Here is a 13433-nt window from a genome sequence, read left to right on the forward strand (position 1 = left end):
ACGGGGTGGTCAGGGTTAGCAATCTGGTCGCGTGTAAACATACGTAATATCAGGAAAAGGAAGTTCAGCATGTCACAGAATTGCAACCTGGGCGCGGTAGGGTATCGGGCTAACAAAGGTGATCTGCTGGTCACTGCGAAACATGCAATGCTCGTCTTATTCCCGCCTCGTGCGGGATTTTTTTTGCATCAGGCAGGCGAAATTAAGGCAGCGACACGCAGGTGGGCACCTTTCATCAAGCAGGAGGGCAGGCCGAAAATTACTCTTCTTTCTCTTCCAATAGCTGCGTCAGTAAATTGCGATACCCTTGCAGCAGCGCCTCATCGACTTCCCCTTCCAGCTTGGCAATCACCGTGGCGATAATCACTTTGCTGTGGGTAGGCCGTCCCCGGCGCATCAGTTCGGTCAGGATTGCCGCCAGCAGTTCACTCTCTTTCGGCGCATGAAAAGCCGGACTGTTAAAATATTCCGTTATTGCGCGGCCAGCGCCAGGCGTTGAATGTCTCATGATTAACCTCCAGAAAGGCACCACCGATCGCCCAGCGGCGAACCGATGAGATCAGGATTATCATTTTTAAATACGCGTCGATTCACCAGGACGGTCAATCGATACTGAGCCTGCGAATAATCAGGCGGAGATTTTAATTACTCTAGATGGCAGCCGCAGGAAAGCCAGTAACAATCAGAAATATTTTTCATTATGCTTTTTACTCTGGCGCAGAGGAGAGCGGACCCACAGGCCGGTTTTGACTGGGGTTTGCCACGGTAAATGAGAAGGTAAAGTGGAGGATTTCGTCGCTTAACGAAAAAAACTAAACTATTTTTAGTTATTTTACAGTGACTTGATAGTGGTTTCGGTTTTTTTTAATCATCAGGTATTGAACTGCATCCTGCGTTATGAGTAAATGCATCGTCGGTTTTGAAACAGACAACGTATGCGAGCAAATTTATTAAAGCAGTTTTCAGTTAAAGGTTATCTCTGATATCTCTTCCTGACTTCCTTCTTAAGTGCCTCATAAGTCCACCCTGTTGAAAAACCCGTGCCCTTTGCGGCTTAATACTTATTGAAGGAAAGACAAATGTCTAACAAAATGACTGGTTTAGTAAAATGGTTCAACGCTGAGAAAGGTTTCGGCTTCATCTCCCCAACCGACGGCAGCAAAGACGTATTCGTACACTTCTCTGCAATCCAGAACGGCGGCTTCAAGACGCTGGAAGAAGGTCAGAAAGTTGAGTTCTCTATCGAAAACGGCCAGAAAGGCCCAGCAGCTGCTAACGTAACTGCTCTGTAATTAGAGAACTTTTCGCAGGCGAACCGGAGTCTACTCCGTGTAGAGCTAGCGAGAATACGAAAACCCGCTTAACGGCGGGTTTTTTGCGTCTGGGGCTTTTAAATCCTGGCTGCGACATGCTGCACTTTCCCGCCACGTTTTCACCAGTCAGAAATACTGCGCATCCGGCATGAAATGCCAGCGCCAGCGCCATTTTGCGGCTGGAGACCCTATGCCAACAGGGTAAAACTTCAAAGTTAACCCCATCCCGTTATTTGCCACTCATTGCTAAAATGCCCTTGTTACACTGCCAACTCGCTCTTCTGTTATAAGGCCCTCAGCACAGCAAGATGGAATCCTGGAAGGTTAACCTCATCTCAGTCTGGTTCGGCTGCCTCTTTACCGGCCTCGCGATCAGTCAAATCATCCCTTTTTTGCCGCTCTACGTTGAGCAACTGGGCGTTACCGATCCCAGCTCGCTGACCCTCTGGTCCGGACTTATCTTTAGCGTAACCTTTATGGTCTCGGCCATCGTCTCGCCGATGTGGGGCAGCCTTGCCGATCGTAAAGGCCGCAAGCTGATGCTGCTTCGTGCTTCTCTGGGCATGGGGATAGTGATTTTTCTGCAGGCATTTGTCACCGATGTCTGGCAGCTGTTTTTGCTGCGGGCCTTAATGGGGCTGACGTCCGGCTATATTCCCAACGCCATGGCGCTGGTGGCAACCCAGGTGCCGCGTGAGCGCAGCGGCTGGGCGATGAGTATGGTGACCACCGCCCAAATTTGCGGCGTGATCATGGGGCCGATGATGGGCGGTTTCCTGGCGGACTGGGTTGGGCTACGCGCGGTGTTCCTGATTACCTCGGGATTATTGCTGACCAGTTTTCTGATCACGCTGTTCCTGATCAAAGAGGGCGGCCAGCCGCGAGTGAAAAAAGAGGATAAGCTCTCCGGCACCATGGTCTTCCGTTCACTCGGCAATCCCGGCCTGATTATCAGCCTGTTTCTGACCACCCTGACTATTCAGCTGTGCAATGGTTCGATCAGCCCAATTCTGACGCTGTTTGTGCGGGAACTTGAGCCGAACGTGCAGAACATTGCCTTTATCAGCGGCGTGGTAGCGGCCATACCCGGCGTGTCTGCGCTGTTTTCGGCGCCGACGCTGGGGAAACTGGGCGACCGGATTGGCGCCCAGCGCATCCTGTTTTCCGCGCTGATCCTGACCTTCGTGCTGTTTGTGACCATGTCGTGGGCCGGAAGTGCCTTCCAGCTGGGTGCTCTGCGTTTCCTGCTCGGGTTTGCGGAAGGGGCGATGATGCCCGCGGTGCAAACCATGCTGCTGCGCTATTCCAGCGATCGGGTTACCGGACGCATTTTTGGCTACAACCAGTCATTTATGTACCTCGGCAACGTCGTCGGGCCGCTGATTGGTTCCGGCGTGTCGGCCATTGGCGGATTCCGCTGGGTATTTGCGGCAACGGCGGTGGTGGTCCTGGCCAATACGGTTCAGCTGATCGTCACCTGGCGTAACCGCAAAGTGGTGACTGCGGCTCAGGCCTGACGCTGCTGCCGTCAGGCCTGAACACGCGTTTATTCTGCTTTCAGCGTCAGCGCATAACGATAGCGTGAGGCTGACAGCAGAAATTCAGGGCTGACGCTGGGGCTCCACGAGTCATCGCCGCCGACGCCCATATGATACCCATCCAGCACCAGCCAGCAGCCTTCCTCTTCCTGCAGCAGATGACGGTGGGTCACCTCGCGAAGCTGTTGCTGGCTGTAGCGACTGACCGAGAAATGAAACTCCCCGTCGACTTTCATCCTGCCCACGCTTAACGATTTTGTGCCGCAGCGCAGACCGTTTTCGCTGGGAAACACATACGGCGTAGTGAGCGCGTCCAGTGGCTGCGTCCAGCGTGAGAACTGCGCGGACAGCAGGCGGTCCGGATAGTTTTCGTGCGGGCCCAGGCCCAGCCAGCTGACGTTTTCTGCCGGCTGACTTAACTGGCAGCTGAGACCGATGCGGGCCGGTGCCGGTAAGCCGGCAGCCACATCTACCTCTACCTGAATATGTAATTCTCCCGCGCTATCAATCAGGTAGCTTTTACGGCTGATAAACAGCCGTTCGCCCTGATGCAACCAGGCATGGGTGGCGGTCAGCTGCACGCTGCGGCTGAGGGCATCAGCCTGGAAATCTGTCAGCTCGCTTTCCAGATGATTGAAACCGGCGCGCTGCCAGCGTTCAACCCAGGCATTCGGATCGACTTTAGTCACTTCGCTGATGCCGATATCGTTATCCAGCGGCGCGCGGGTGAAATTATCGCGTAATGGCGTCAGTAGCTGAGGCTGCTGATCAATCAGCCACTGCACCAGTTCGCCACTGTGCTTTGAGAACTGCCAGCGCTGATTCTGCTGACGAATTTCGATCAGTTGTTCGGTCTCCACCATTTCGGGGATGAACAACGACTTAAGCGGTGAAGGCATCGGCAGACGAGAAGGCAGTTGCCATTGATCCCAGGCCACGCGATGATTTTCCGGCGACCACGCTGTCGCCTCTGGCTGGATAATCTCAACGTTAAGCCACAGCTGATCATCAAGTTCGGCAAACGGTGGCAGTTCGATATCCACCCGACCTTCCGCAGCGATGGCCAGCGGTTGTTCACCTGCCGCTATCTCCACGCCATTATGCTCAATGCACCAGCGCAGGATTTCATTGTCGCTGTGGCGGAAAAGATATTCGCTCTCAATGCGCAGGATTAACGGCCGCGTGCTGAGCAGCGAAAACTGGAAGAATTGCTGCGCACGCTGCGCTTCAAACAGGGAAGGATGCGGCGTACGGTCGGCAAAAACCAGACCGTTCATGCAGAACTGACGATCGTTGGGCGTGTCACCAAAGTCGCCACCGTAAGCCTGCCAGGCATTGCCCTGCGCATCGTAACGGGTCAGGCTTTGATCGACCCAGTCCCAGACAAAGCCGCCCTGCAATCGTGGAAACGCTCTGAAGGCCTGCCAGTATTTGGCAAAGCCGCCAAAGCTGTTGCCCATTGCATGCGCGTATTCACAGAGGATCAGCGGACGGGTTTCTTCCGGCAGACCGATCCACTTCTTCAGTGACCATTTCGGCACCGCGTCGAACGGTTGATCCTGATCGACGCGGGCATACATCGGGCAGATGATATCGGTGGCGGCGGTATCGGCACCGCCGCCTTCATACTGCACCGGCCGCGTCGGATCGTTACTTTTGATCCAGCGCCAGAGCGCGTCATGCGTGCTGCCATGCCCCGATTCGTTGCCCAGCGACCAGATGATGATGCAGGCGTGATTGCGATCGCGCTGTACCATTCGGGTCACGCGTTCGCTAAAGGCATTGAACCACACCGGATCGTCCGACAGACGGTTCATCGGCTGCATACCGTGCGTTTCGATATTGGCTTCGTCCACCACATACAGTCCGAAGCGGTCGCAGAGGCGATACCACAGCGGATGGTTGGGATAATGCGAGCAGCGCACGGCATTGAAGTTATGCTGCTTCATCAGCGTGATGTCGCGGATCATCGTCGCTTCATCCATCACCTGGCCATGCTCCGGATGATGTTCATGGCGATTGGTGCCGCGAATCAGCAGCGGTTTGCCATTCAGCTTCAGCAAGCCCTGATGGATTTCGATTTTGCGGAAACCGACATCATAGGCTTCCACTTCCATCAGGTTTCCCTGCAGATCGCGCAGCGCCACGGTCGCCCGATATAGATGCGGCGTTTCCGCACTCCATAACGCAGGATTTTCCACGCGCAGCGTCAGCGTGGTGCGATCGCTGTAGCGGCCTCGCTCATCCACGATCGCGCTGCCAAACGGTTGGTGAACGCTGCCAACCAGCGCGTTATGCCGCCACAGCTGAACCTCAACCTGATACTGCCCGGCATGCTCCAGTGAGCAGACCGCCAGAATTTTCAGCTGGGCGGAGTGAAACTCAGGGCTGAGATGCGTTTCAATCTGGATATCGCTCAGCTGCACGGCGGGTTTATGCAGCAGGCTGACATCGCGGAAAATCCCGCTCATGCGCCACATGTCCTGGTCTTCCAGATAGCTGCCGTCACTCCAGCGCAGTACCAGTACCGCCAACCGGTTCTCGCCGTGGGTCAGCACCGGGGAGAGATCGAATTCTGCCGGCAGGCGGCTGTCCTGCGAATAGCCAATAAACTGGCCGTTGCACCATAAGTAAAAGGCCGAGTTCACGCCGTCGAACTGGATCCGCGTCTGTCCGGACGTCAGCCAGTCCGGATCGCAGCTGAAGGTCAGTGAATAACAGCCGGTCGGGTTTTCCTTCGGCACAAAAGGTGGCGTGACCGGAATAGGGTACTGGACGTTGGTGTAGATCGGGGCGTCATAACCAGCCAGCTGCCAGTTTGACGGCACCGGCTGGGGATCCGCCTCCGGCAGATCCTGCGCTAACCAACTGTCCGGAACCAGTTCTGGCTGGCTGAAATAGCTGAAGTTCCAGACGCCATTCAGTGACTGGCGACGTTCGCTCGCTCTGTCTTCTCTGGCCGCAGCAACGGAACGCCAGCTGGAGAAAGGCGGATGCGCAGGCAGGCGATTCAATTGCGTTACGGCCGGATTTTCCCAATCACGGCGGATCAGTTGCTGTTGCAAAGAGAGAGAAGGAGCGGGTTTCATCAACAATACCTCATAAATGTTATGCGCTCACATTGCGCCGGTTTGGCGTCGTTGTAAAGCAGATCCCTGCGATCCTGCGAGCACGATCGCAGGTAAAACAGCCTGCGGATAATCCGCAATTTACCGGGTTAACCCAGCATTGTTACGGGGTTCTGACAGGAAAGTGTTAAGCGTAGTGACTGACGGTAAAAATGGCCCTGAACCGGACTATTCTGCATTGCTGGGCCGGTGACGGACGCTTACTATCAGCGCCACTGTTCCGTGGAGGTCTGTACAATGAACCGATTAATGAAAGTAGTAAGTGTGATTGCGCTGGTAACAGCCTTAAGTGGTTGCCTGTTCCCACCTCCAGGTGGTGGCGGCGGCGGCGGTCACGGTGGCGGTTGGGGCGGCGGTGGCCCACGCGGTGGCTTCTCTCAGGGCCCAGGCTGATAAAACCTTTAATCAGAGGCAAATTGCCTCTGATTTTTATTTCTGACGATTATTTTGTGACATTAACAGGCAGCAAAACGTTTCGCTCGCAATAAAAATTTGCCGCGCTTCGCAAAAGTGAATAATGAAATCAATACCGTGTTTAAGTAACGAAAAAATATAGCGATTATCTATTTTCTTTTTTTTTTGCTGGTGTTAACGTCTTGCTTTAACTCGCTGAGACGTCCGCATGAAAAACCTCATTGCAGAACTACTGGTCAGGCTGGCGGAGAAGGAAGAAGAGTCCAAGGAATTAGTGGCTCAGGTTGAGGCGTTAGAAATCGTGGTGACCGCATTACTGCGTAAGCTGGACAGTCATCAATTCCAGCAGATCTCAGACAGCATCACTACCGCGATGGACACGGCGACACGTTCAGAGACCATCAATCCCGAAGACTCGTCATTGCTGGAAGGTTACATTCAGCGCCTTTTGCTTCATCCCCGCCAGTAATCTGCTTTATCAAGCCCGTCGCTCGCATGTATGCGGTGACGAGTTGACCCCGTTCATTATTCCCTTATGTTTATTTCTGCTTTTCTTTCTCGCTCCCGTCTGAATTTCTGCCAAACTTTGAGTGTTCGTTAATCAAATAGGGATGGAAAACATGAAGCTGAAATATCTGATGGTTGCGGCAATGCTTTCGTTAATGGCCGGTGGTTATGCCAGCGCGGCAGAAAAGACCGCCCAACAACAAAAAATGACCATGTGTAATCAGCAGGCCGGTGAAAAGACCTTAAAAGGCGATGAACGAAAAACCTTTATGAGCAATTGCCTGAAGAAAGACAGCAAAATGGACTCGATGACGCCACAGCAGATGAAAATGAAAACCTGTAATACCCAGGCCGGTGAAAAAATGCTGAAAGGGGATGAACGTAAAACCTATATGAGCAGCTGCCTGAAAAAAAGTTAACCTGAGGTGGGCCTGCTCAGGCCCCTCTTTTTGCACTTCCCTCCGTCCCACCGTTCATTCATATTTCCTTAAATATTAATAATCAATGATAAACAATGGCTTAACCTTAATTATCCTCGCTTCGCCTGCCCCTTTTCGATCCTTTCCCCTGTAAATGCCAGGCTTATTACTGTTGATTTGAAAACAGATAATAAAAAGGAGCCTTGTCGTGAGCTATCAAAATGCCATCGTTTTACAGGATCTCCCTGAGCGAAAACCCGTCAGAGTGCCGGTAGGTGAAACCGGTATAATTCTGATCCGCGAGCAGCAGGAAGTGAAAGCCTTCCAAAGCAAATGCCCCCATTCTGGCGCGCCGTTAGAGCAGGGCGCAATCTATGGCGACAGGCTGGTTTGCCCGTGGCATAAAGCCAACTTCAGCCTGAATGACGGCAGTCTGTGCGAGCCGTTAGCGCTGAGCGATCTTAAGCGCTATCCGGTCAGAGTAGAAAACGGCATGGTGCAGGTGGATCCCGAACCGCTGCCGCCGCTGGCCACTTTCCAGGCCGATCGCCAGGATCCGGTCTTTGTGATCCTGGGCACCGGCGCGGCAGGAGCGGCTGCGGCATGGACGCTGCGCAGGGAAGGCTTTACCGGCAAGCTGATCCTGGTCGATCGTGAAAGTGAGGCGCCCTACGATCGTACCGTGCTGACCAAATTTGTCCCTTCCGGCAACATGAAGATTGATGAGGTTCCTCCGCTGTTAAAAGAGGATTTCTCCGCTTATGCCGAACATAAGCTGGCGGACGTCGAACGGCTTGAAAGCCGTAATCAGACCCTGCATTTCGCCGATGGCACAAGCTTGCAGTATGACAAGTTGCTGATTGCCAGCGGCGGCATTCCGCAGCGGCCAGATCTGGAAGGTAAGGTGCTGCAGGGCGTGCATGTGCTGCGCAGCCTTGAGCAGGCTGACAAGCTGCTGCAGGCGGTCGATGCCACCAAGCAGCTGGTGATTATTGGTAACAGTTTTATCGGCATGGAGCTGGCGTCTGCGCTACGTGCGCAGGATGTGAAGGTACAGGTGATTGCACCTGAACCGTTGCCGTTTAAAAACACCTTCGGTGAGGAGATTGCCGGTTATTTCCGCAAGCTGCATGAAGATAAAGGCGTGGAGTTTATCGACGGCGAGGTGGCCGAGCTGAAGGAAGATAACGGTCACGTCAGTGCGATTGCGTTAAAAAGCGGTAAAATTGTGCCGGCTGATATCGTTCTGTTGGCTACGGGCGTCGCGCCGGGCACCTCGTTTATTCATGACATTCCGCTCAATGACGATGCCAGCCTGACCACCAGTGAGACGCTAGAAGTGGCCAGCCAGGTGTGGAGCGCAGGCGATATCGCCACCTTCCCGGCGGCGTCAGGCCCGCTGCGGATTGAGCACTATCGGGTAGCGCAACAGCAGGGTCGGGTTGCCGCTAAGAACATGTTGGGGCAAAACGAAGCGTTCGATCGCGTGCCGTTCTTCTGGACCGCGCAGTTTGGGACGCGCTACGAATATCTGGGTCATGCGGAAGAGTGGGATGACTATCAGCTGTTTGGGTCGCTGGCAGATAAGAAATTTGTCGCGCTGTATGGGCAGAAAGGCCAGCTGGCGGCGGTAGCCTCCTGCGGGCTGTATACCTTCACCGCCGAGTTGGTCTTGCGGATGCAGGAGCCGATGACGATGGCTGAAACCGCTGCGCTGGTCAAAGAAGCGCTGAAGTGATCGACAGGGGCGAACGCCGTTCGCCCCTTAAGGTCAGGCCTTGCTCATCCGCTCGGATTTGGCCATGCACTGCTGCATCGCTTCCATCACCGCCGCGCGGAAGCCTTTCTCTTCCAATACTTTCACCGCTTCAATGGTGGTGCCGCCAGGCGAGCACACCATATCCTTCAGTTCAGCAGGATGTTTGCCGGTTTCCAGCACCATCTGCGCTGCGCCTTTAACCGCCTGCGCGGCAAATTGATACGCCTGCGCGCGTGGCATCCCGCCCAGCACCGCTGCATCCGCCATCGCTTCGATAAACATAAACACATACGCCGGGGAAGAACCGCTTACGCCGACCACCGCATGGATCATGTATTCCGGCACCAGCGCGGCTTTACCGAAACCCTTAAAGATATCAACAATCTCATCGGCTTCTTCTTTGGTGACCAGCACGTTTGGCGTCACTGAGGTCATCCCTTCATTCACCAGTGCCGGCGTGTTCGGCATGACGCGAACCAGCTTACGGTCGTGGCCCAGTACGTTCGCCAGTGAATCCAGCGTGATGCCCGCCGCAATTGACACCACCACGGTATCTTTATTCAGGCTGTTGGCGATCTCTTTCAGCACGTTCAAAATGACATTGGGTTTCACCGCACCAAACAGGATATCGGCCTGTTTGGCCACTTCTTCCGCGCTGGACGCCGGCGTAATGCCGTATTGCTGCTGCATCGCTTCATTGGTGGCCGGTTTACGGTCAAATACCCAGATGTTCTCAGGTGCGATCTGACCCGACGAAACCAGACCACCGATAATGGCTTTCGACATATTGCCGCAGCCAATAAAACCAATTTTCTTCTCCACCGTTGTGCTCCCTGTTTCAGTCAGTATTTGATACGGCTCTAGCTTACGTCATTCCCGGCCTTTATCCAGTTTCCGCTTCGTTTAGCCGTTACCGGCAGATTAGATTTGCCATTCCTGAAAAGCACGGCATGATCTCCCTGTTTATCGTAATAACAAAAAGGAAAGGGGTCATATGCCAATCTGGGGGGATGCCGATGCGTGCCCGAAAGTGATCAAAGAGGTGCTTTACCGGGCTGCCGAACGCGAGCAGATGAAGGTCACGTTGGTGGCGAATCAACCGCTGAGCGTACCGCCATCGCGCTTTATTACCACGCTGCGCGTGCCGGCGGGTTTTGATGTGGCCGATAACGAAATTGTGCGCCGGGCTGAAGCGGGCGATCTGGTGATCACCGCGGATATTCCGCTGGCGGCAGAAGTGATGGAGAAGGGGGCGATTGCGCTGAATCCACGGGGTGAACGCTACAGCGACGCCACGATTCGCGAACGGCTGACCATGCGTGATTTTATGGATACGATGCGGGCCAGTGGCGTGCAGACCGGCGGACCGGCGACGCTGAACCAGCGCGATCGCCAGCAGTTTGCCAATGAACTGGATAAGTGGCTGCTCAGCCAGAAAAAGAAATAATCAAGAAGCGGGTGGAGAACTCCACCCGCTGCGTTAATCAGACAAAGCTGTCGTCGTCGCCAAAATCATCGCCGCTGAAGTCATCACCACCGAAATCAGCAAAATCATTGCTGTTATCCTGCTGATAGCCCGAATCCTGACTGGCGAACTGATTGTCATTGCCGGTGCCGTTAAAGGTATCGAGATTATTATCAAAGTTTTCCTGCGGCATCGCCGGCTCGTTGATAATGTTCACAATTTCCTCTGGCTGCGAATGATGGAACATGCTGGTCAGCATATCTGCCATCACCACGCCACCGGCAACACCGACCGCCGTCTGCAATGCGCCGCCTAAAAAGCCGCGCGTCGCGGAAGGGGCCGCAGCCTGAGCGGGCGCAGGCGCATAAGCAGGCTGTTGTTGCTGTTGCGGAGGCGGCGCGCTGTTCCACGGGTTCTGCTGCTGGGCCTGTGGCTGTGTCGGCTGCTGCTGGCGCTGACTGCCGCCGCCAAACAGGCCGGCCAGAAAACCGCCGCTGCTCTGCTGGGGCTGTTGCTGCTGCGCCTGAGCCAGCCTGGCTTCCAGCTCACTGACACGGTTGTTCAGCTGTTTCAGTGCCGCTTCCTGAATCAGAATCGACTGCGCCATATAGTAAGGTGCGCCTGGCTGTTGCTGAACCTGCTGCTGGATTAATCTTTCCGCTTCGGCGTCACGCTGGCCGGACTGAGTTTCAGCCTGTTTTAAACGGCCAAACAGGCTCTCTATTAACTGTTGTTCTTCGCTCTGCATTAGTCTAACTCCGTAACGGGTGATGCTGACTATATTGGGGCTACGCGCGGGAAAGTAAACGTGCATCGGGTAAGGAAATGTTGCTGTTATCGCGCGGTTATTTTGTGACTGTAAAGTTAAAATTACACCCCGTTAATTGTTATAATTCAGTCTGTTAATCGACATGGGTCACACGGCGGGTGTAAAGAAAAAGTGACTACTGGTCGCACAGGGAAATTATCGGTATGATGCGACGCAAAGTTCATCATTATCTGCCTTTCGGCGTGGGCGTTGACCCTGACGAGCAGGCTGAGGAAGTGCCAGTTATGTCGTTACCCCTTTATCTGATCGGCGCGCGCGGCTGCGGAAAAACTACCGTAGGTCAGGCGCTGGCGAACGCTTTAGGCTATGCCTTCAGTGATACCGATCGCTACCTCCAGCAAACCACGCAGCGCACCGTTGCTGATATTGTGTCCGCAGAAGGGTGGGAAGGGTTTCGTCAGCGTGAAACGCTGTCATTAAAAGCGGTGACGGCGCCGGCCACGGTCATCGCCACGGGCGGCGGTATGGTTCTGGCGGCGGAGAACGGCAAATTTATGCGTGAACAGGGCCGGGTTATCTACCTGAAAGCGGACGCCAACGTGCTGGCCGCGCGGCTGGAAGCCTACCCGGAGCAGGATCAGCGTCCGACGCTCACCGGCCGCCCGATAGCCGATGAAATGGTGGAAGTGCTGGCAGCCCGGGATGCGCTGTATCAGCAGACCGCGCATTACGTGATTAATGCCATGCAGTGCCCGGACAAGGTGGTAGAGGACATCATTACGATGCTCTCTCTGGCCCGCGCCAGCTAAATACTGCGGAAAAATACCAGTCTTTGTCTATACTTAGTCAGATACGCGATTGTCGGGCCTTTATTGCCGACAGAGGTTTTTATTCTGACAAGAGGGAAATTATATGGCTGGTAAACCCCCGTATCCACGTGAAGCAAAAATTGTCCCGGTTAAAAAAGGCACCACCGAGAAAACTGTCACCTGGTATGAACTGCGCGCCGATCATCCTAAGCCTGACACGCTGATCAGTGAGCATGAAACAGAGCAAGAGGCGCAGGACGCCAAAATCCGTTACGAAGATAAAGACAAAGAGTGATGGCGGCCGGCAAGGATGCCAGCGATCTCCCCGCGAGATTATGACTTGACCCCGCCAGACCCTCCCCGTATTTTTCTGTGGCACCCTGATTTACCTAAAATAAAAACCGATCATCCCTTAGCCCGAGCTGGACTGACTCTTGAAAGATTTTCTGAAAAACACCGCCACGCCTGCTGACCCTCACGCTGTTTCAGAGGCAGCTGCTATGCTTTCTGTATCTGTGGTTCCCGGTACTGACACCACTGAGGATCTGGCGGTTACGTTCGCTGACAGGGCGAACTTTGCGGAAAGTAAAACGATGAAACACTCACTTGCAACACTTACACTAGGCCAGGCTGCCCGTAGCGATCTCCATCCCCTGCTACTGGAAAATCTCCCTGAAGAACAAATCGCCCACGTTGGATTGCTTGACGATCTGACCCATGACGAAATACAGCAAAAATACGCCACGGCTGGCAATGAAAAGGTGGTGATGACCCGCCTGGAAGACGGCACTCACGTGGTGCTTTCGGCCGCGAAAGTGGAAGCGGCGCTGCAAAACAAGATCCTTGAACTTGAACAGCAGGGCTTTGAGACTATCCTGATGCTGTGTAGCGGGCAGTACAAAAACCTGTTTACTGACAGCGCCATTCTGCTTGAACCTTACCGTATCCTGCCGCCGCTGGTGGACGCGATCACCGGTGGGCATCAGGTCGGTATTGTGGTGGCGCGGGAAGAGTATATCGCGGAGCAGGCGTACAAATGGCAGAGCCTGGGACAGAAGCCCCACTTTGCAGTAGCCAGCCCGTGGGAAACCAGCGATGATGATCTGATTACCGCTGCGCTGCACTTACAGGAGCAGGGCGCGGATGTGGTGGTGCTGGATTGTCTGGGCTACCACCAGCGGCACCGGGATTTCCTGCAGAAACTGTTAGGCATTCCGGTATTGTTGTCCAATGTGTTAATAGCCAAACTGGCAGCAGAACTGCTTGTGTAAACGAGAACTTCTCGGCACTTTTACACTGTTATCTTTTTCTC

At 54.3% G+C, this 13433-nt stretch carries 14 protein-coding genes; 10 read left to right on the forward strand and 4 right to left on the reverse strand.

Annotated features, from left to right (window positions below; genetic code table 11):
- Positions 1–259: 259 nt before the first annotated feature.
- Positions 260–508, reverse strand: a complete 249-nt coding sequence (locus E2F51_RS12155) for a biofilm development regulator YmgB/AriR family protein (RefSeq protein ID WP_013200975.1) — start codon at positions 506–508, stop codon at positions 260–262.
- Positions 509–1079: 571 nt separating this feature from the next.
- On the opposite strand from E2F51_RS12155, the gene cspA reads away from it, so the two are divergent.
- Positions 1080–1292 carry an RNA chaperone/antiterminator CspA gene (gene cspA / locus E2F51_RS12160; RefSeq protein ID WP_013200976.1) on the forward strand — a complete coding sequence of 71 codons (213 nt, stop codon included), beginning with the start codon at positions 1080–1082 and terminating at the stop codon, positions 1290–1292.
- A gap of 329 nt (positions 1293–1621) precedes the next feature.
- Complete coding sequence (locus E2F51_RS12165; RefSeq protein ID WP_013200977.1) at positions 1622–2830, forward strand: multidrug efflux MFS transporter; 1209 nt, start codon at positions 1622–1624, stop codon at positions 2828–2830.
- 29 nt (positions 2831–2859) lie between these two features.
- On the opposite strand, the gene E2F51_RS12170 is transcribed toward E2F51_RS12165, so the two are convergent.
- On the reverse strand, positions 2860–5940 hold the full coding sequence (locus tag E2F51_RS12170) for a beta-galactosidase (RefSeq protein ID WP_167738398.1): 3081 nt from the start codon (positions 5938–5940) through the stop codon (positions 2860–2862).
- A 288-nt stretch (positions 5941–6228) separates the two neighbouring features.
- On the opposite strand from E2F51_RS12170, the gene E2F51_RS23830 reads away from it, so the two are divergent.
- From E2F51_RS23830 to E2F51_RS12185, 4 genes are all read left to right on the forward strand, one after another.
- Positions 6229–6372: a hypothetical protein gene (locus tag E2F51_RS23830; RefSeq protein ID WP_162096468.1), complete on the forward strand. Its 144-nt coding sequence runs from the start codon at positions 6229–6231 to the stop codon at positions 6370–6372.
- A gap of 229 nt (positions 6373–6601) precedes the next feature.
- Positions 6602–6862, forward strand: a complete 261-nt coding sequence (gene iraP, locus E2F51_RS12175; RefSeq protein WP_013200979.1) for an anti-adapter protein IraP — start codon at positions 6602–6604, stop codon at positions 6860–6862.
- Between the two features lie 151 nt (positions 6863–7013).
- Positions 7014–7319 (forward strand): PsiF family protein, encoded by a 306-nt coding sequence (locus tag E2F51_RS12180; protein WP_105759645.1) that lies wholly within the window; start codon positions 7014–7016, stop codon positions 7317–7319.
- 208 nt (positions 7320–7527) lie between these two features.
- Positions 7528–9057 carry an FAD-dependent oxidoreductase gene (locus E2F51_RS12185; RefSeq protein ID WP_134823569.1) on the forward strand — a complete coding sequence of 510 codons (1530 nt, stop codon included), beginning with the start codon at positions 7528–7530 and terminating at the stop codon, positions 9055–9057.
- Positions 9058–9090: 33 nt separating this feature from the next.
- Here E2F51_RS12185 and proC read toward each other — a convergent pair whose 3' ends face one another.
- Positions 9091–9900: a pyrroline-5-carboxylate reductase gene (gene proC, locus E2F51_RS12190; protein ID WP_134823570.1), complete on the reverse strand. Its 810-nt coding sequence runs from the start codon at positions 9898–9900 to the stop codon at positions 9091–9093.
- Between the two features lie 172 nt (positions 9901–10072).
- Between proC and E2F51_RS12195 the strand changes: the two genes are divergently transcribed.
- Positions 10073–10525: a YaiI/YqxD family protein gene (locus E2F51_RS12195; RefSeq protein ID WP_134823571.1), complete on the forward strand. Its 453-nt coding sequence runs from the start codon at positions 10073–10075 to the stop codon at positions 10523–10525.
- Positions 10526–10562: 37 nt separating this feature from the next.
- On the opposite strand, the gene E2F51_RS12200 is transcribed toward E2F51_RS12195, so the two are convergent.
- A complete protein-coding gene (locus tag E2F51_RS12200) occupies positions 10563–11291 on the reverse strand; it encodes a DUF2076 domain-containing protein (protein WP_134823572.1) in 729 nt (242 codons plus the stop codon).
- Positions 11292–11596: 305 nt separating this feature from the next.
- On the opposite strand from E2F51_RS12200, the gene aroL reads away from it, so the two are divergent.
- From aroL to E2F51_RS12215, 3 genes are all read left to right on the forward strand, one after another.
- Entirely contained in the window at positions 11597–12121 is a 525-nt protein-coding gene (gene aroL, locus E2F51_RS12205; RefSeq protein WP_013200985.1) for a shikimate kinase AroL, read from the forward strand.
- A gap of 103 nt (positions 12122–12224) precedes the next feature.
- Complete coding sequence (locus E2F51_RS12210; protein WP_013200986.1) at positions 12225–12416, forward strand: YaiA family protein; 192 nt, start codon at positions 12225–12227, stop codon at positions 12414–12416.
- A 298-nt stretch (positions 12417–12714) separates the two neighbouring features.
- Complete coding sequence (locus E2F51_RS12215) at positions 12715–13392, forward strand: AroM family protein (RefSeq protein ID WP_013200987.1); 678 nt, start codon at positions 12715–12717, stop codon at positions 13390–13392.
- Positions 13393–13433 lie beyond the last annotated feature (41 nt).

The organism is Erwinia sp. QL-Z3, from assembly GCF_004551645.1.
GTDB lineage: Bacteria > Pseudomonadota > Gammaproteobacteria > Enterobacterales > Enterobacteriaceae > Erwinia > Erwinia billingiae.

Bases quoted from the DNA above. Each gene is read 5' to 3' on its own strand.
- iraP (WP_013200979.1), top strand. From the start codon at position 6,602: ATGAAAAACCTCATTGCAGAACTACTGGTCAGGCTGGCGGAGAAGGAA.
- aroL (WP_013200985.1), top strand. From the start codon at position 11,597: ATGTCGTTACCCCTTTATCTGATCGGCGCGCGCGGCTGCGGAAAAACT.
- E2F51_RS12215 (WP_013200987.1), top strand. From the start codon at position 12,715: ATGAAACACTCACTTGCAACACTTACACTAGGCCAGGCTGCCCGTAGC.
- E2F51_RS12165 (WP_013200977.1), top strand. From the start codon at position 1,622: ATGGAATCCTGGAAGGTTAACCTCATCTCAGTCTGGTTCGGCTGCCTC.
- cspA (WP_013200976.1), top strand. From the start codon at position 1,080: ATGTCTAACAAAATGACTGGTTTAGTAAAATGGTTCAACGCTGAGAAA.
- E2F51_RS23830 (WP_162096468.1), top strand. From the start codon at position 6,229: ATGAAAGTAGTAAGTGTGATTGCGCTGGTAACAGCCTTAAGTGGTTGC.
- E2F51_RS12195 (WP_134823571.1), top strand. From the start codon at position 10,073: ATGCCAATCTGGGGGGATGCCGATGCGTGCCCGAAAGTGATCAAAGAG.
- E2F51_RS12170 (WP_167738398.1), bottom strand. From the start codon at position 5,940: ATGAAACCCGCTCCTTCTCTCTCTTTGCAACAGCAACTGATCCGCCGT.
- E2F51_RS12180 (WP_105759645.1), top strand. From the start codon at position 7,014: ATGAAGCTGAAATATCTGATGGTTGCGGCAATGCTTTCGTTAATGGCC.
- E2F51_RS12200 (WP_134823572.1), bottom strand. From the start codon at position 11,291: ATGCAGAGCGAAGAACAACAGTTAATAGAGAGCCTGTTTGGCCGTTTA.
- E2F51_RS12155 (WP_013200975.1), bottom strand. From the start codon at position 508: ATGAGACATTCAACGCCTGGCGCTGGCCGCGCAATAACGGAATATTTT.
- E2F51_RS12210 (WP_013200986.1), top strand. From the start codon at position 12,225: ATGGCTGGTAAACCCCCGTATCCACGTGAAGCAAAAATTGTCCCGGTT.